This is a genomic window from Streptomyces sp. NBC_00466, from assembly GCF_041433995.1.
In the GTDB taxonomy this organism is placed as follows: Bacteria; Actinomycetota; Actinomycetes; order Streptomycetales; family Streptomycetaceae; genus Streptomyces.
Genome location: NZ_CP107896.1, coordinates 1719055 through 1735646, shown reverse-complemented (window position 1 = coordinate 1735646; position 16592 = coordinate 1719055). Strand labels below are relative to the sequence as shown.

Sequence of the window (16592 nt, the reverse complement as noted above, 5' to 3'; positions counted from 1 at the left end):
TACCAGGTGTCATGCAGTAGCAGGTGTCATGCAGTAGCAGGCGCCACGCAGCAACAGCCGTCGTACAGCGGCGAAGAAGGAACATCGGGGGCCGGTCGGCGCGACCGGCCCCCAGGTATGTCCGGTCGGGCCACAGGTATGTCCGGTCCGGCCCCGGGCAGGTCCGGGAGTCGCCGATACCGGTCCGGTCAGGCATGCGCCTGGGCGGGAGGCAGTTCCTCCTCAGGGACTGCGTCCGTGGCCTGTTCCGGGAGTTGCCCTGCGACCTGATCCGGGAACTCGGCTTCCGTGGTCTCCGGTAGGAACCCCGGCAGCCAGGCTTCGAGTTCGTCCCGGAGCCGCACGGTCGCACCCAGCTGGCAGAGCACCCCGATGGTGCTCAGTGTCACCCGGTGGATCAGCAGATAGGACGGCGGCAGATTGAGCTGCTTGCCCAACTGGTGGGCGGGGGAGCGGGGATCGGCGATCCTGGCCGCCTGCGCCCGCATCCACCCCCGGCTGAACGTGAATTCGTCGGCCTGCACCGGCTCGATGATCGGTACCAGATACTCCAGCACCGCCTCCGGATCGAGATCGATGGACTCCTTGACGAACCCCTCCTCGCACAGCATCTCGTAGACGGCGGAGGCCTCGCCCTCGATGGTCATCCGCAGGGCGTGCCCGATCGTGGCGGGAAGCCCGCCCGGCAACCGGTCCACGGTCCCGAAGTCGAGCACCCCCAACCGCCACCGCGCCGCGTCCCCCTCTGCGGTACCCCCGTCCTCAGCGGTCCCGTCACCGTCCTCCTGGACCGCGTCCTCCGTGCCCCCGTCCCCAGCGGCTCCGTTCCCAGCGGCTCCGGCCTCCTCGGCGGGCAGCAGTCGGAAGTTGCCGGGATGCGGGTCGGCGTGCAGCAGTCCCGTGCGGGCCGGGCCCGAGAAGAGGAACCGCGCGAGCAGCTGCCCGGCCCGGTCCCGCTGTTCGTCCGTGCCGTCCGAGATCACGTCGGCCAGCGGGATTCCGTCGATCCACTCGGTCACCAGCACCTGGTCGCTCTGGTGGACCACATCGGGCACCACCACGTCCGGATCCCCGGCGAACTCCTCCGCGTGCTCCCGCTGCGCCTCCGCCTCCAGCTCGTAGTCCAGCTCCTCCGACACCCGGTCGCGCAGCTCGGCGATGAGCGGCTTGATGTCCATGCCGGGGATCAGCGGCCCGAGCAGCCGGGCGAAGCGGCTCAGCTGGGTGAGATCCGACAGCAGGGCCTCACCGGCCCCCGGATACTGCACCTTGACCGCCACCCGGCGCCCGTCGTGCCACACCGCGCGGTGCACCTGGCCGATGGACGCGGCAGCGGATGGCTTGTCGTCGAATTCGACGAACAGTTCGCGCCATTCCGTGCCCAGCTGAGCCTCCAGCACGCCATGCACCGTCTGCACCGGCATGGGAGGGGCGGATTCCTGGAGCTTGGTCAGCGCCGCCCGGTAGGGCCCCGCCACCTCCTCGGGCAGGGCCGACTCGAAGACCGACAGGGCCTGGCCCATTTTCATGGCCCCGCCCTTCAGCTCGCCCAGGACCTTGAAGAGCTGCTCGGCCGTGCGCTGCTGCACCTCGCGTGCCACGATCTCCGCGGATCTGCCGCCGATGCGCTTGCCCAGGCCCCAGGTGGCGCGGCCGGCGAAACCGAGTGGGAGTGCCGCCAGCTTGGCGGTACGTGTGACCGCTTTCCGGGGAAGATCAGACATGCGCCCCTCCAAATCCCAGACTGCCGTGGAGCGTACGGCGGTTACCCGGCCATTGTGTCGTGCGGAGCCCCGGCCGCCGAGGCGCGCTCCCCTTCAGTCTGCCCACCCGCACCACAACGGCAGTCGGGATGGGGTGCGATACGGGCCGATCGCCAGTCGAGCAGGGGCAGGGACGCCTCCCACCGCGATCCGGTCGACGCCGGCAGCTCGCCGTCGAGAAACGCCAGTACGTGCGCTGCTGCCAGCCCTGCCACCGCTGTGGCCAGGCCGAGATCGCACGCAGGCACGGAGCCGCGCCTGCCCGAGCGCCACTGCGCGACCATCCGTGGCCAGCCCGGATCACGCTCGCCCCGCCGCAGCGCCAGGCAGCCCGAGCACGCTGTGCCTCCCGGCAGGACGAGCGGCCCCACCACTCCCGTCCCTTCGAGCACACCCGCATAGAGGTGAGGCGTGCCCGATGTGATCCACTCCGCGGAGAGTGCCGGGTCGGGCACGTAGGCATCGAGTCCGTCACGTGGTGCGACGACGATCAGGGACAGCCCCGGTCCGCCGTCGCCGCCCGGTGCGGCGGCCGAGGCCCGTGGTGGCGGCCCGGGCGCGACACGCCGGACCAGCTGACGCGCCGCCGAGTCCCGCCGCTCCCCGACGGCCTCGGCCGGAAGGCCGCCCGGTGCCACGTCCCCCGGGGTGACCGAGCCGCCGTCCAGCACCTCGACCCGCCCCACCCCGGAGGCCGAGAGCAGCCCCGCCACAGTGGCCCCGACCCGGCCCGCACCCCGCACCTGGACCTGTATGGCCCGCCGGGCCGCGAGGCGGGCCGTACCGCCGCCCGGTTCCGGATGGACCAGCGAGAGTGATGCCAGATCGGGGCGGAGCCGGTCCAGGGTGCCGGGCCGTTTCCGTAACGCATCGACCGCCGCGCCCCCGGCTGTCGCATCGTCGATCAGCCCCGCCTTCGCCAGCCGGGCCACCAGCTCGTCCGCCTGGCCGTCCGGCAACCGCATCGCCCGTGCCTCCTCCCGCAGCAGCTCCATCCCGCGAGTGCCGTCCAGCAGCCCGAGGAGGCAGCCGGTCGCCGGGTCCACCGGGCCGAGCACCACCGCCTGTGCGGGAGTCACCCCGAACTGCACGGCCTGCCGGTCCCGCCATGCGCGCCGCAGCGCGGGCTTCACCATCGGATGCATCGCACGCCCCCCGTTTCCTTTTCCGTGCCTGTGCCTGTGCCTGTGCCCGTTCACGGTCCGCCGGGCTGCCCCAGCGGCTCTGTTGTCAGAATGCCCTCAGGTCGCGGACGGTGCGGAAAGTTATCCACAGGGCCGGTGGGCTGATCATTCGAATGCTGCACTCTGTGGAATGGATCAAGGTTCAACCGCCAAGGGCACGGGACTTCCGCCACTGACAGCGGGTAACGTCGAGGCGTGCCCGTCGACCCTCTGCACACCGCCGGAAATCCACCGCGCAGCGCGAAGAGCCAGCCGCCCCGCGGCCCGGCGACGAGCCCGGTGGAGGTCCGCAGGAGTTCCCGGCGCAACAGAACGGTCTCCGCGTACCGGGAGGGCGACCGCACCATCGTGCTCATCCCCGCCCGGATGTCGGACGCCGAGGAACGGCGCTGGGTCACCGTGATGCTCGACAAACTCGCGGCTCAGGAGAGCAAGCGCGTCCTCGGTGACACCGAGCTCGCCGACCGCGCGGCGCGGCTGTCCGAGCAGTACTTCGCGGGCCGGGCCCGCCCCGATTCCGTGCGCTGGGTGACCAACCAGAACACCCGGTGGGGCTCCTGCACCCCGGCGGAAGGCAGTATCCGGCTCTCGCACCGGCTCCAGGGCATGCCGGAGTACGTCGTCGACTATGTGCTGCTCCACGAGCTGGCCCATCTTCTGGTGCCCGGGCACGGGCCCAGTTTCTGGCGGCTTCTGGATGCGTATCCGCGAACCGAGCGGGCCCGGGGCTATCTCGAAGGGGTGGTGGCCGCCGAGCGGCTGCCGCATCTGCCCGCCGCCCGCGGGGAGTGACAGCGCCGCTCGCCCCGGCGCCCGTGACCCCGGGGTGACGCCCGCCGCCATCCACGAGTGACCAGGGCGGCTTCGTACCGGCTGCCCCGGCGACTCTGTACCGGCTGCGTACCGGGTCCGTCCCGGCTTGGCCGGATGTCGGTCCCAGCCGTTAGCCTGGCGCGACGGAATCATATTCGGGATGGGGGACGGTCGTTACGTATGGCCAGGCAATTCCAACGCGGCCACAAGGCCAAGGTCAGTGACCTGACAGCGGGCACGGATCTGTATGTGGGTGTGCAGATCGCGGGCGCCGGACTGACCTTCGACATCAGCTGTTTCGGACTCGACGCCGACGAACAGCTCTCGGACGACCGGTACTTCATCTTCTTCAACCAGCCGAAGTCCCCGGAGGAGTCGATCCAGCTCCTCGGCGCACAGGCCGGTGACACCGAGTCCTTCCGGGTCACGCTCGACCGCATCCCCGCGAGCGTCCAGAAGCTCTCGTTCACCGCGACGCTCGACGGCGCAGGCCAGATGTCGCAGATCGGGCCCGGGTACATCCGTATCGTCGCCGGTGGCGAGGAGGTCGTCAGATACGCCTTCACCGGCTCCGAGTTCACCACCGAGCGCGCCGTCATGCTGGGCGACTTCTATCTGAAGGATGTCTGGCGGTTCGCCGCCGTCGGCCAGGGCTTCGACGGCGGACTCGACGCGCTGCTGCGGAACTTCGGCGGTGAGGTCGCCGAAGAGGAGCCCGCCGCACCGCAACAGGCCGCCGCCCCACCCGCTTTCGCCGCGCCCGCTTTCGCTCCGCCCGCCGCCGCTCCCGACCCGGCCCCCTCCTTCGGCGCACCGGCCGCTCCGCCCCAGGCCCCGCCGGCTCAGACACCCCAGCCCGCACCCTCGTCCGGGGGAGCGGCGACCCCGCCTCCGCTGCCGACACCGCCTCCACTGCCTGCCCCGGCCCCGCCGCCGATCCACTCGGCGCCCACCATGGCCGCGCCGATGCACCTGCAAGGGGCCGCCCCGCCGCCCGCCCCTGCTCCGTACGCGCAGCCGCCCCAGCTTCCGCAGCAGCAACAGCCGCCGCAGTTCGGCCAGTTCCCGGGCCAGGCCCAGCCGCCGGGCGCCCCGGCCCCGTACGGAGGCCCCCCGGGCCAGCCGCAGGCCTACGGCCAGCAGCCGCCCCCCGGGCAGCCCGCCCCGTACGGACAGCTCGCCCCCTACGGGCAGCATCAGCCGACCCTCGCGGGCCCCGGGCTGCAGGCCGCCTTCGAGAAGTACCGCGAAACGGACACGGGTCAGCGCTGGACCCCGCAGAACAAGTACCTGATGCGGGCCGATCTGACCGTCAGTGACACCCCCGTCCTCGCCCGGCAGGGCAGCATGGTGATGTACCAGGGCAAGGTCGACTTCAGCTACAAGGGAGCCGGCTTCGCCGGGCGGATCGTGGGCCATGCCACCGGCCAGGAGATGCAGCTGATGCGCTGCACCGGCCGCGGTCAGGTCTTCTTCGCTGAGAACAGCACCCATCTGCACCCCATCGAGCTCCAGGGCGACGGCATCTGCGTCTCCGCGGAGAACGTGCTCGCCTTCGACGAGACCCTGCAGTACGAGGTCCGCAGGATCGAGGGCCACGGCATTCCCGGCGGGGCGCTGTTCACCATGCAGTTCCAGGGCACCGGCACGGTGATCGTCAAGACACACGGTGTGCCGGTGGTCCTGCCGGTCACCCCGACCACCTTCGCCGACTGCAACGCGGTCGTCGCCTGGTCGTCCGCCTCGCAGGTGATCGTCTCCAGCCAGGTGCGGCTGCGGCAGAACGCCTACGCGGGCGACAGCGGCGAGAGCGTGAACCTCCAGTTCCGGGGCGCCCCCGGGAACTTCATCATCGTCCAGCCGTACGAGGTCTGAGGGAGCCCGTCATGAACCAGCAGCTCGCGGGCTACGCCCCGACCCCCGTCACGGCCCGCATGGAGAACCACGGCAGCAAGATGCTGAAGGTCGCCATGCAGACAGGCCAGGACCTGCTCGCACGGACCGGATCGATGGTCGCGTACGAGGGCTTCGTACAGTACGAGCCGAATCCGCCTGCCGTCCGCCAGATCGCCCGCGACTGGATCACCGGCGAGGGCGCTCCGCTCATGAAGTGCTCGGGCGACGGCCTGCTCTACCTCGCCGACTACGGCGCGGATGTCGTCATCATCAACCTCGACAACGACGCGCTGTCGGTCAACGGCAGCAATCTGCTCGCCTTCGACGCGAGCCTCACCTGGGGTGTGGAGCGGGTCAAGGGCATGGCGAAGTTCGCCGGCCAGGGCCTGTGGAACATCCAGGTGTCCGGCAGCGGCTGGGTCGCCATCACCTCGCGCGGCACCCCGATCGTCGTCGACTGCGGAAGGGGCGAGGACGAGACGTACGTCGACCCGGACGCCCTGGTCGCCTGGTCGCCGAATCTCAAGGTGAAGGGCAAGCGCAGCTTCAAGGCCGGTTCGCTGATCGGGCGGGGCAGCGGGGAGGCGTACCAGATGGCTTTCTCCGGGCAGGGCATCGTCGTCGTACAGCCCAGCGAGGACAGCACCGACCGTCTGCGGATCCGGAACTGAGGGGAGCCAGAACACCATGCAGAGCCCGCTTTTCAGCTATACGGAACAGCAGACCCAGGACCGGTACACGGTGCAGAACCCGCAGTTGCTGCGGGTCGCGCTGACCGGGCACGACGACGTACTCGCCCGCAAGGGCGCCATGGTCGCGTACCAGGGGTTGATCGAATTCGACGGTGAGTACCAGTCGAACCAGCAGCAGCGCGCGCGGGCGTACACGGGCGAGGGGCTCGACCTGATGCGCTGCCACGGGCAGGGCACGGTCTACTTCGCCAACCTGGCGCAGCACGTGCATCTGGTCGACGTCGACCAGGACGGGCTGACGGTGGACAGCGCCTATGTCCTCGCGATGGACTCCAGCCTGAACCACACGGTCGTCGCGGTCGACAGCCAGTACGGCATCTCGGGATCGGGCAAGTACCAGCTCAACATCACCGGCCGGGGCAGGGTCGCGCTGATGACCTCCGGGCAGCCGCTGATGATGCAGGTCACGCCGGACAAGTACATCAACGCCGATGCGGACGCGGTGGTCGCCTGGTCGTCCGGTCTGCGGGTGCAGATGCAGGCGCAGACGCACTCGTCGGGGGTACGGCGGCGGCGCGGCAGCACCGGTGAGGGCTGGGAGCTCAGCTTCCTGGGCCAGGGCTTCGCGCTCGTCCAGCCCAGCGAGGTGATGCCGCCGCAGCACGCGAACATCGGGGACGGGGTGCTGGCGCAGTTCGGCATGGGGCAGCAGGGCGCGCACGGCCAGAACCAGGGCAACGTCTGGAACTGAGCACCGCGGAGGACGCGAAGAACGCGAGGACGCGAGGACGCGGAGAACGCGAGGACGCGAAGAACCGGACGGGGGCGGTCTCCTCGGAGACCGCCCCTCATCCGTCAGTGGCTGCCGGCGCGGTTCAGAACGTCGTAGTGCAGCTCGTCCCTGCTCAGACCGCCGCTGCTCAGAACGTCGTTTTTCCGAGTGCCGTGCGAGCGGCGTCCACCAGCTGCCGGACCGACAGGTCGGCGACTGCCGCGACCTCGTCGTAGGCGAACCACCGCAGGTCCAGCGACTCGTCGCTGATCAGTTCCACCGCTCCCGGCGGGACCAGGGCCGCGTACTGCACATCGAAGTGCTGGGTGCAGGGCGGCGGAATCGGGTGCCGGTCCAGCCGCAGCGGGCCGCCGGGCAGCAGCGTCAGTCCCTCGATGCCGGACTCCTCGGTCGCCTCGCGCAGGGCGGCTCCCGCCACCGTCGAGTCGCCCGGCTCGCAGTGCCCACCCATCTGAAGCCACATCCGCAGCTTCCGGTGCAGGGTGAGCAGCACCTGCCCGCGCTCCGGGGCCAGGACCAGAGCGCTCGCGGTGAGATGCCCGGACCCGCAGGCCTTCCACATCCCGTCCGGGTGGGCCGACAAATGTTCCAGATAGCTCTGGCGCAGCTCGTCCTGGCCCTGGTGACCCTTCAGTACGCGGACCGCGTCGTCCTGCAGGGTGCCCTGGTGAGTCACTGGCCGGAGTCGTCCTTCTTCTCGTCGTTGTCGTCCTTGGTGCCGGGCTTCTCGCCGGTGCTGTTCTCCGGTCCGGCGTCCGTGTCGCCGCCGTCCTTGGTCAGATCGGTCTTGCCGGTACCGGCTGTGCCGCCTGCGGCCTCGCCGAGCATCTTGTCCAGCTCGGAGAAGTCCAGGTGCTCGTGGTGGACGAAACCGTCCGGGTCGTCCAGGTCGGAAGCGGTCGGCAGCATGTCCGGGTGCTCCCACAGGCCGTCGCGGCCGTCGACACCCCGTGCGTCCGTGAGCGAGGCCCACAGCCGCGAGGCGTCCCGCAGCCGGCGCGGACGGAGCTCAAGGCCGATCAGTGTGGCGAAGGTCTGCTCGGCCGGACCACCGGACGCGCGGCGCCTGCGCAGCGTCTCGCGCAGCGCGTCCGCCGAGGTCAGACGGGACTTCGCGGCCTCGTGGACCACGGCGTCCACCCAGCCCTCGACCAGCGCGAGCGCCGTCTCGAGGCGGGCCAGCGCGGCCTTCTGCTCCGGGGTGTCCTCCGGTTGGAACATGCCCTGCTGAAGGGCTTCCTGCAACTGCTCGGGGTGCGAGGGGTCGAGCTGGCCGACGACGTCCTCCAGCTTCGAGGTGTCGACCTTGATGCCGCGGGCGTACCCCTCCACCGCGCCGAACAGATGCGAGCGCAGCCACGGCACGTGCGCGAAGAGCCGCTGATGGGCGGCCTCGCGCAGCGCCAGATAGAGCCGCACCTCGTTCTTGTCGATGCCCAGGTCCTTGCCGAAGGCCTCGATGTTCAGCGGGAGCAGCGCCGCCTTGCCGGCCGGGCCGAGCGGCAGACCGATGTCGGTGGAGCCGACCACCTCACCCGCGAGGACACCGACGGCCTGCCCGATCTGCTGGCCGAACATGGCTCCGCCCATGGACCGCATCATCCCGAGCAGCGGGCCCGCCATGGCCTGCATCTCCTCGGGCAGCACACCGCCCATGGCCGCGCCGACACGCTCCGCGACCGGGTCGACGAGTTCCTTCCACACCGGCAGCGTCGCCTCGACCCACTCGGCGCGGCTCCACGCGACGGCCGTACCGGCCCCGGAGGGCAGCGAGGTCACGCCGTCCAGCCACAGATCGGCCAGGCGTACGGCCTCCTCGACCGCCGACCGCTCGGCCGGGCCCACACTGGTGTCCTTGGTGCCGTCGGACGTGCCCTGGGCGACCGTCTGCCGTGCGATGTCCTTGGCCATGTCCCAGTTGACCGGGCCGCCCTCGTAGCTCAGCATCTGGCCGAGCTGCTGGAAGGCCGCGCCGAGGTCGTTCGGGTTCATCGAACCGAACATCGCCGCGAACGGATTGTCACCGCCGCTGCCGGGACCGAACCCGAGTGGATTCTGCGGGGAGCTTCCGCCGCCCTGGCTGCCCTTGCTCTTGCCCTCGTCGCCGTCCTCCGGCTCCTCCGGCGGAAGGCCGAATCCGAATGGAGTGTCACTCACGGGTTTCCTCGGCTCGTAGGGCCGTCGGCCGACTGGCCGACAGCGATTGCCCGACAACACCACCCAGGGTAGAGGGTGACCGCCCGGTCAAGCCGGGTCCGACCGGGCGGCTGTCCACAGACACCGGTGCCCGATGAGGGCTCAGTGCTTGGCTGACGCATGGGCTGCGGCAGGATGGACGCCACCTGGTCCGTACGTGTCAGTTCGCGTACGTACTGAAGACAACCGCTGGAGACGCCCGGTGAGTTCCCCAGATCCGCAGGTTCGCGCAGCGCGAAACCTCTCAACCAAGCCCTCCCGAGGACCCGTCATCGCGGTCACCGGAGCCGCCTCCGGTATCGGTGCCCTGCTGACCCGGCGGCTGGCCGAGTCCGACGAGGTCAAGCGGGTCGTGGCCATGGACGAGCGGCGCGGCGACGTGGCCGAGGCCCACTGGCACATCCTCGACGTCCGCGACCCGGCGATCGCCGAGAAGCTGCGTGGCGCAGACGTCGTGGTGCACCTCGCGCTGGACCTCGATCTGGAGACCGACGCGGCCGCCCGGTCCGCCTACAACGTCCGCGGCACCCAGACGGTCCTGACGGCCGCCGCTGCCGCCGGTGTCCACCGCGTGGTGCTCTGCACGTCGGCGATGGTCTACGGCGCGCTGCCGGACAACGACATCCCGCTCTCCGAGGACGCCGAGCTGCGGGCGACCGCCGAGGCCACCGGCGTCGGTGACCTGCTGGAGATCGAGCGGCTCGGCCGCCGCGCGCCGCGTGCGCACCCGGGTCTGAACGTCACCGTGGTCAGGCCCGCGGTCCTGGTGGGCGGTACGGACACCGCGCTGACCCGCTACTTCGAGTCCCCACGTCTCCTCGTGGTCGCGGGAACGCGCCCCACCTGGCAGTTCTGCCATGTGGACGACCTGGTCAGCGCGCTGGAGTACGCCGCGCTCGAAAAGGTCGACGGGGAGTTCGCGGTCGGCTGCGACGGCTGGCTAGAGCAGGACGAGGTCGAGGAGCTCAGCGGTATCCGCCGGATGGAACTGCCGTCCGCCGTCGCCCTCGGCGCCGCCGCCCGGCTGCACCGGATCGGTCTCACCCCGTCGCCCGCCGGTGACCTGGCGTACACGATGCACCCCTGGGTGGTCAGCGTCGGCAGGCTGCACGACGCGGGCTGGCGGCCCCGGTGGACCAACGAGGAGGTCCTCGCGGAGCTTCTGGAGGAGGTCGCCGGGCGGCACACCGTCGCCGGCCGCAGGCTCGGCCGCAAGGACGCGACGGCCGCGGGTGCGGCAGGCGCGACGGTCGCTCTGCTCGGTACGGCGGCGCTGGTGCGCCGGGCACGCCGGGCGCGGCGGGGCCGTATCTGACGGTGCGGTGCCCGCGCCCCGCCCGCGGCCGGGCCGGCAGGCAGGCCGTCCCGCGGGCACCACCTGTAGGACGCTCCAATGGGCACGCGCCGCTACCGGTCGAAAGCGCCCTTACGTGCTGTCGGCCCCGTACGGCACCATTGACGTCATGGCACTCACCGACGACCACCCCGGCGAACACGCGGCTCAGGACCCCATCCGGCTGCTGGCGATCCGTGACACCCCGCTCAGCATCGACGAGGTGTTCAAGGCCGTGGGCGACGAGGCGGCAGGCGGCACGGCGCTCTTCGTCGGCACGGTGCGCAACCACGACGGCGGCACCGATGTCGACGCCCTCGGTTACTCCTGTCACCCCTCCGCCGAGGACGAGATGCGCCGGGTCGCCGAGCGGGTCGCCGAGAAGTTCCCGGTGCGGGCGCTGGCCGCGGTCCACCGGGTGGGCGATCTCGGGGTGGGCGACCTCGCCGTGGTGGCCGCTGTGTCGTGCGCGCACCGCAGCGAGGCGTTCGAGGCGTGCCGGATGCTCATCGACGATCTGAAGCACGAAGTGCCGATCTGGAAGCATCAGACGTTCTCGAACGGCACGGAGGAGTGGGTCGGCATCTGACCCCGTTCATCTGACCCCGTTCATCTGACCCCGTTCATCTGCCCCCGTTCAGGGGCCGGGCCGCCACTATCGGGTGACTCTTTCCGCCATGTGATCGATTTGCGTAACCGGACCCCTGCCGCGAGCGTTGGATCGGCAGATGGCTAATCTGCTGATCAGTCGATTCGCGACTGTTCACGGGGGTCCGGAGGTCGGTATGGGTGCACTCGCCTGGCTGCTGATTCCGCTCTTCGCTGCGGTCGGAGCCGCCCTGTGGGGCAAGTGGGCCGCGCGGCAGCGCAAGGCCGGTGACGGCGCCGAACTCGCCGGTTACGCCCGGTTCCGAGAGGCGATGGACAAGGCGGACGCCGGGTCCGACACCGTCTGACCTCCCTGGTGGCGCGGCCTGGTCCGGCCCGGTCGGGATCCGCTCCCCGGCCCCGAGCGGTGCGTCACAGACTGGTCCCGTACTGTCGTTCCATGCCACGCCGCACCCTGACGCTGCTCACGTCCACTCTTGTGCTGATCGCGCTGCTGTGCGGTGGAGTGTTCCTCACCGTCCCGTACGCCGAGATGGGCCCGGGGCCGACCGTGAACACACTCGGCAAGGCGGGCGGCCAGCCGGTTCTGCAGATCTCCGGCCACAAGACGTACCCGACGAGCGGCCACCTCAACATGGTGACGGTCAGGGTCACGCGGTCCGACTACCGGATGAACCTGGTCGAGGCGGTCTACGGCTGGCTCGCGCACGACAGCTTGGTCGTTCCGCACGACACCCTGTACCCGCAAGGCACGACCGAGCAGCAGTCGACCCAGCAGAACGCCGAGGAGTTCAGCCAGTCCCAGGAGAACGCCAAGGTCGCGGCCCTGGACGAGCTGGGTATCCCCGTGAAGTCCCGGACCGTGGTCTCCACGGTGGTCAAGGGCAGCCCCGCGCAGGGCAAGCTGCACGCGGGCGACGTGATCAAGGCCGTGGACGGCAAGGCCGTGACCGAGCCCGGTGACGTGGCGAAGCTGGTCACCCAGCACAAGCCGGGCCAGTCGGTCGTCTTCACCGTCGTGCCGGCCAGTACCGCCGCGGCCGCGGAGAAGGCGGGCGCCGAGCCGAAGGGCACGAAGAACGTGTCCATCGTCACCGAGAAGGCCCCCGCTCCGGACCCGGGCCGGGCCATCGTCGGCATCACGGCGGGCACCGACCACACCTTCCCGTTCCACATCGACATCAAGCTCGCCGATGTGGGCGGCCCCAGCGCCGGGCTGATGTTCTCCCTCGGCCTCGTCGACAAGCTGACGCCGGGCGACCTGACCGGCGGCAAGTTCGTCGCGGGTACGGGCACCATCGACGACAAGGGCGTGGTCGGGCCGATCGGCGGCATCGAGATGAAGCTCGTCGCCGCGCGTCAGGCGGGCGCCCAGTACTTCCTGACGCCCAGCGACAACTGCGCTGCCGCGGCAGCCGACACCCCCTCCGGCCTCACCCTGGTGAAGGTGAAGGCGATGAAGGACGCGAAGCAGGCGATGGACAAGATCCGCGCCGGGGACACCGCCGGGCTGCCCAGCTGCTCTGCCAAGTAGCCAAGTAGCCACGTAGCCACGCAGGCTGTGTGCGTACGCGCGTGAACAGGCGCGTACGCACACAGTCGCATGGCCTCGTGGCGGAGCGGCCCGGCCGCCCCGTCCGGCCGCTCAGGCCTCGAACGTCACCGAGAGCGCCTCGGCGAGGCCGGGGACCAGCTCCGATCCTGTGAGCACCTCGTTCGGCGAGTCCTTCGCGCGCAGCCGCAGGGCCGACTCCCGGGTGCCGTCCCGCAGTACCGCCACGGTCATCCGCACCTCCTGCCGGTCCGGGTGCTGGGCCACCCAGGCCGTCAGCTGCGCCTCGTCCATCCCCTCCGGTACGGACGCCTCCGCCGACGGCGGCAGCATCAGCCGCTCCACCGTCATCGCGCAGCCGGCCACCGCGTCGGGCCAGGCGATGGTGGCGAGGAACTCGTCGAGCGGGGTGGTGTCCGGGATCTCGTCCTGCTCGACGGGGGTCAGCGACGCGGCGGGCTCGCCGTCGTCGAGACCGAGCTGGGCGGCCAGGCCCGGTTCCTGGGTACGGAGCTTCGCGGTGTCCACGAGTGCGAAGAGTCGGGCGGGCTGGTCCCAGCCGAGACCGGACGCGTACTCGTCGATTTCGAGTACGGCCACGGTGAGCGGACTGGCGGCCATCGGAGGGCCTGAGGGCGAAGAAAGGTTGGGCATGGGCAATATCCTGCCCTCTTCCACCCCGGGAACGGGAACTGGGTAAAGCCTCAGTAAGTTGCATGAGTGGGCCCTACGATCGCGGGGCCTGCTCCACACAACCGCAAACTTCGAGGTGCGCACGTTGGCTTTCCAGATGCCGGACCGCGGCGGAGGCCCGACCGGGCCACGGATCAGGGTGGGACGGCCGTCCCGCCGCGCCCGGACCCTGCTGATGACCCTGGGCGTACTGATCGTCCTGGCTATGGCGTTCATCATGTTCGCCGGGTTCTGGACCGACTGGCTCTGGTACCGATCCGTCCACTACTCATCCGTCTTCACCACCACCCTGTGGACGAAGATCGGGCTCTTCCTCGTCTTCGGCGTGCTGATGGGGGCCGCCGTCGGCCTCAACATCTGGCTGGCGCACCGGCTCCGGCCGCCGCTGAGCGCGATGTCGCTGGAGCAGCAGAACCTCGACCGCTACCGGATGGGCATCGCCCCGTACAAGAAGTGGCTGCTGCTCGGGGTGACGGCGGTCGTCGGGCTGATCGCGGGTGCCTCCGCCTCCGGGCAGTGGCGCACCTGGCTGATGTTCGTCAACGGTGTGCCGTTCGGTCAGAAGGACCCCCAGTTCAAGCTGGATGTGTCGTTCTACACCTTCGATCTGCCCTGGTACCGCTTCCTGCTGGGCTTCGGCTTCGCCGCCGCGGTGCTCTCGCTGATCGCCGCCGCACTGGTGCACTACCTGTACGGAGGGCTGCGCGTCACGAGCCCCGGCGCGCGCGCCACATCGGCGGCCACCGGCCATCTGTCGGTGCTGCTCGGCATCTTCGTGGCGTTCAAGGCCGTGGCGTACTGGCTCGACCGGTACGGACTCGCGGTCAAGTCCAGCGACTTCAAGGCCACGGGCAACTGGACGGGCCTGCGGTATGTGGACGCCAACGCCTATCTCCCGGCGAAGACGATCCTGTTCTGCATCGCGGTCATCTGCGCCCTGCTGTTCTTCGCGACGCTCTGGCGCCGCACCTGGCAGCTGCCGGTGATCGGCTTCGGTCTGATGGTGCTCTCGGCGATCCTGATCGGCGGGCTCTACCCGGCGATCGTGCAGAAGTTCACGGTCCAGCCGAACGAGCAGGCCAACGAAGCGCCGTACATCAAGAAGAACATCAAGGCCACACGCCAGGCGTACGACATCGACAACACCCACGTCGACCAGTACTCGGGCAAGAGCAACACCAAGGACACGACCAAGCAGCGCAACGACGCGAACTCGGCGGCCAGCTACCGGCTGAACGACCCGAACGTCGTCTCGCCGACCTTCCAGCAGCAGGAACAGAAGCGGAAGTACTACGGCTTCCCGGCGACGCTTGACGTGGACAGGTACAACGGCCAGGACACGGTGATCGGCCTGCGTGAGCTGAACATCGCGGGCATCCCGAAGCACAACTGGATCAACGACCACTTCACGTACACGCACGGCTACGGCGCCATCACGGCCAAGGGCACGGCGACGGACAGCAACGGAGCCCCGGTCTTCACCGAGTCCGGCCTGCCGACCTCGGGCTCTCTCCCCGCCTACCAGCAGCGGATCTACTACGGCGAGAAGACCACCCAGTACTCGATCGTCGGGGGCCCGCAGAAGGAACTCGACTACGAGAACAACGGTGAGAAGAACACCAGTTACACGGGCAGGAGCGGGGTGGACATCTCCAACCCGCTGAACCGCGCCGCGTACGCGGTGGCCTTCAACGAGCCGCAGATGCTCTACTCGGGAGCCATCGGCAAGGGTTCGAAGATCCTCTACAACCGCACGCCGAAGCAGCGCGTCGAGGCGGTCGCCCCCTGGCTGACCATCGACGGCGACTCCTATCCGGCGGTGGTGGACGGGAAAATCCAGTGGGTCGTCGACGCGTACACCACCACCAACGGATATCCGTACGCCTCGCGTACGACGCTGGGTGACAGCACGGCCGACTCGCTGACCGACAACCAGCGGTCGGTGGTCGCCCAGCAGAACCGGGTCAACTACATCCGCAACTCGGTGAAGGCCACGGTCGACGCCTACACCGGCCAGGTGAAGCTGTACCAGTGGGACACCAAGGACCCGGTTCTCAAGACCTGGATGAAGGCGTTCCCGAACACGGTCGAGCCGAAGGCGGACATCCCGGCCGACCTGAAGGCGCATCTGCGTTATCCGCAGGACATGTTCAAGGTGCAGCGGGAGCTGCTGGCGCGCTACCACGTCACGGATCCCAAGCAGTTCTACAGCGGCAGTGACGCCTGGCAGGTGCCCAACGACCCGACCACCAGGGACAACAGGGCCGTACCGCCCTACTATCTGTCGCTGAAGATGCCGGGCCAGAAGGGCGACAAGCAGCAGTTCTCGCTCACCACGACGTTCACCCCCAGCGGGCGCCCCAACCTGGGCGGCTTCATGGCGGTGGACGCGGACGCCGCGAGTCCTGACTACGGCAAGATCAGACTCCTCAGAGTCAACTCCGAAGTGCCGGGCCCCGAACAGGTGCAGAACAAGCTCAACGGTTCGTCGGATGTCGGCACGTTCGTCCGGGACATGAAGGGCGCCGACTCCGACATCGAGTACGGGAACCTGCTCACGGTGCCGCTGGACGGCGGGTTCCTCTACGTCGAGCCGGTGTACGCCCAGGGCAACAACGCGCACTATCCGCTGCTGAAGAAGGTGGCCGTCTCGTTCGCGGACGCCGACTCACCGGACGGGGACACCACGGCGTTCGAGAACACCCTGGGCCAGGCGCTGGACAAGGTCTTCGGGGTGACAGGTCAGGAGACGAACCCGCCGCCGACCGGCAACACCACGAGACCGCCGGCGAACGGCACGGTGAAGAAGGCCATCGCCGACGCCCAGCAGGCGTACGAGGACGGTCAGGCCGCGCTGGCGAAGAACCCGCAGGACTGGACCGCCTACGGCAAGGCGCAGAAGGACCTGCAGGACGCCCTCCAGCGGGCCTCCGACGCCGGGGCCAAGGTCAAGCCGAGCGGCAAGACCGGCTGACCGCTGTCCGGGCCCGGGCCTGATCGGGGGGTAAAAGCCCTGATCAGGCCCGATCGCGGGCCGGTAAAGCAGCCCTCCGTGCCGTGGTACGGTT

The 16592-nt window shown here is 69.8% G+C and carries 14 protein-coding genes; 9 read left to right on the top strand and 5 right to left on the bottom strand.

What is annotated here, in order from left to right:
• Window positions 1-188: 188 nt before the first annotated feature.
• Window positions 189-1724, bottom strand: coding sequence for an ABC1 kinase family protein (locus OG210_RS07620; RefSeq protein ID WP_371535414.1), 1536 nt, complete (start codon window positions 1722-1724; stop codon window positions 189-191).
• A gap of 41 nt (window positions 1725-1765) precedes the next feature.
• Entirely contained in the window at window positions 1766-2908 is a 1143-nt protein-coding gene (locus tag OG210_RS07615; protein WP_328331205.1) for a TOMM precursor leader peptide-binding protein, read from the bottom strand.
• A gap of 234 nt (window positions 2909-3142) precedes the next feature.
• On the opposite strand from OG210_RS07615, the gene OG210_RS07610 reads away from it, so the two are divergent.
• The 4 genes from OG210_RS07610 (at window position 3143) to OG210_RS07595 (ending at window position 7099) form a co-directional block, all read left to right on the top strand.
• Window positions 3143-3739 (top strand): M48 family metallopeptidase, encoded by a 597-nt coding sequence (locus OG210_RS07610; protein ID WP_328331207.1) that lies wholly within the window; start codon window positions 3143-3145, stop codon window positions 3737-3739.
• A gap of 201 nt (window positions 3740-3940) precedes the next feature.
• Window positions 3941-5635: a TerD family protein gene (locus tag OG210_RS07605; protein WP_328331209.1), complete on the top strand. Its 1695-nt coding sequence runs from the start codon at window positions 3941-3943 to the stop codon at window positions 5633-5635.
• A gap of 11 nt (window positions 5636-5646) precedes the next feature.
• Window positions 5647-6327, top strand: coding sequence for an AIM24 family protein (locus OG210_RS07600; RefSeq protein ID WP_371535410.1), 681 nt, complete (start codon window positions 5647-5649; stop codon window positions 6325-6327).
• Between the two features lie 16 nt (window positions 6328-6343).
• Window positions 6344-7099, top strand: coding sequence for an AIM24 family protein (locus OG210_RS07595; RefSeq protein ID WP_328331213.1), 756 nt, complete (start codon window positions 6344-6346; stop codon window positions 7097-7099).
• Window positions 7100-7268: 169 nt separating this feature from the next.
• On the opposite strand, the gene OG210_RS07590 is transcribed toward OG210_RS07595, so the two are convergent.
• Together OG210_RS07590 and OG210_RS07585 are read right to left on the bottom strand one after the other, a co-directional pair.
• Complete coding sequence (locus tag OG210_RS07590) at window positions 7269-7817, bottom strand: NUDIX hydrolase (protein WP_328331215.1); 549 nt, start codon at window positions 7815-7817, stop codon at window positions 7269-7271.
• Complete coding sequence (locus OG210_RS07585; protein WP_328331217.1) at window positions 7814-9298, bottom strand: zinc-dependent metalloprotease; 1485 nt, start codon at window positions 9296-9298, stop codon at window positions 7814-7816. The genes OG210_RS07590 and OG210_RS07585 overlap by 4 nt, the downstream gene beginning before the upstream one ends.
• A 241-nt stretch (window positions 9299-9539) precedes the next feature.
• Here OG210_RS07585 and OG210_RS07580 point away from each other — a divergent pair, with 241 nt between their 5' ends.
• The 4 genes from OG210_RS07580 to OG210_RS07565 all read left to right on the top strand — a co-directional run bounded on the left by OG210_RS07580 (window position 9540) and on the right by OG210_RS07565 (window position 12813).
• Window positions 9540-10652, top strand: coding sequence for an SDR family oxidoreductase (locus OG210_RS07580; protein WP_328331219.1), 1113 nt, complete (start codon window positions 9540-9542; stop codon window positions 10650-10652).
• A gap of 148 nt (window positions 10653-10800) precedes the next feature.
• A complete protein-coding gene (locus OG210_RS07575) occupies window positions 10801-11259 on the top strand; it encodes a molybdenum cofactor biosynthesis protein MoaE (RefSeq protein ID WP_328331221.1) in 459 nt (152 codons plus the stop codon).
• Between the two features lie 196 nt (window positions 11260-11455).
• Window positions 11456-11626 (top strand): hypothetical protein, encoded by a 171-nt coding sequence (locus tag OG210_RS07570; RefSeq protein ID WP_328331223.1) that lies wholly within the window; start codon window positions 11456-11458, stop codon window positions 11624-11626.
• 92 nt (window positions 11627-11718) lie between these two features.
• Complete coding sequence (locus OG210_RS07565) at window positions 11719-12813, top strand: PDZ domain-containing protein (RefSeq protein ID WP_328331225.1); 1095 nt, start codon at window positions 11719-11721, stop codon at window positions 12811-12813.
• Window positions 12814-12924: 111 nt separating this feature from the next.
• Here OG210_RS07565 and OG210_RS07560 read toward each other — a convergent pair whose 3' ends face one another.
• Window positions 12925-13485 (bottom strand): PPA1309 family protein, encoded by a 561-nt coding sequence (locus OG210_RS07560; protein ID WP_328331227.1) that lies wholly within the window; start codon window positions 13483-13485, stop codon window positions 12925-12927.
• A 136-nt stretch (window positions 13486-13621) separates the two neighbouring features.
• On the opposite strand from OG210_RS07560, the gene OG210_RS07555 reads away from it, so the two are divergent.
• Window positions 13622-16498, top strand: a complete 2877-nt coding sequence (locus OG210_RS07555) for a UPF0182 family protein (protein ID WP_328335601.1) — start codon at window positions 13622-13624, stop codon at window positions 16496-16498.
• Window positions 16499-16592: the final 94 nt, after the last annotated feature.

Bases quoted from the DNA above. Each gene is read 5' to 3' on its own strand.
- OG210_RS07620 (WP_371535414.1), bottom strand. From the start codon at position 1,724: ATGTCTGATCTTCCCCGGAAAGCGGTCACACGTACCGCCAAGCTGGCG.
- OG210_RS07615 (WP_328331205.1), bottom strand. From the start codon at position 2,908: ATGCATCCGATGGTGAAGCCCGCGCTGCGGCGCGCATGGCGGGACCGG.
- OG210_RS07605 (WP_328331209.1), top strand. From the start codon at position 3,941: ATGGCCAGGCAATTCCAACGCGGCCACAAGGCCAAGGTCAGTGACCTG.
- OG210_RS07600 (WP_371535410.1), top strand. From the start codon at position 5,647: ATGAACCAGCAGCTCGCGGGCTACGCCCCGACCCCCGTCACGGCCCGC.
- OG210_RS07595 (WP_328331213.1), top strand. From the start codon at position 6,344: ATGCAGAGCCCGCTTTTCAGCTATACGGAACAGCAGACCCAGGACCGG.
- OG210_RS07575 (WP_328331221.1), top strand. From the start codon at position 10,801: ATGGCACTCACCGACGACCACCCCGGCGAACACGCGGCTCAGGACCCC.
- OG210_RS07570 (WP_328331223.1), top strand. From the start codon at position 11,456: ATGGGTGCACTCGCCTGGCTGCTGATTCCGCTCTTCGCTGCGGTCGGA.
- OG210_RS07565 (WP_328331225.1), top strand. From the start codon at position 11,719: ATGCCACGCCGCACCCTGACGCTGCTCACGTCCACTCTTGTGCTGATC.
- OG210_RS07560 (WP_328331227.1), bottom strand. From the start codon at position 13,485: ATGCCCAACCTTTCTTCGCCCTCAGGCCCTCCGATGGCCGCCAGTCCG.
- OG210_RS07555 (WP_328335601.1), top strand. From the start codon at position 13,622: ATGCCGGACCGCGGCGGAGGCCCGACCGGGCCACGGATCAGGGTGGGA.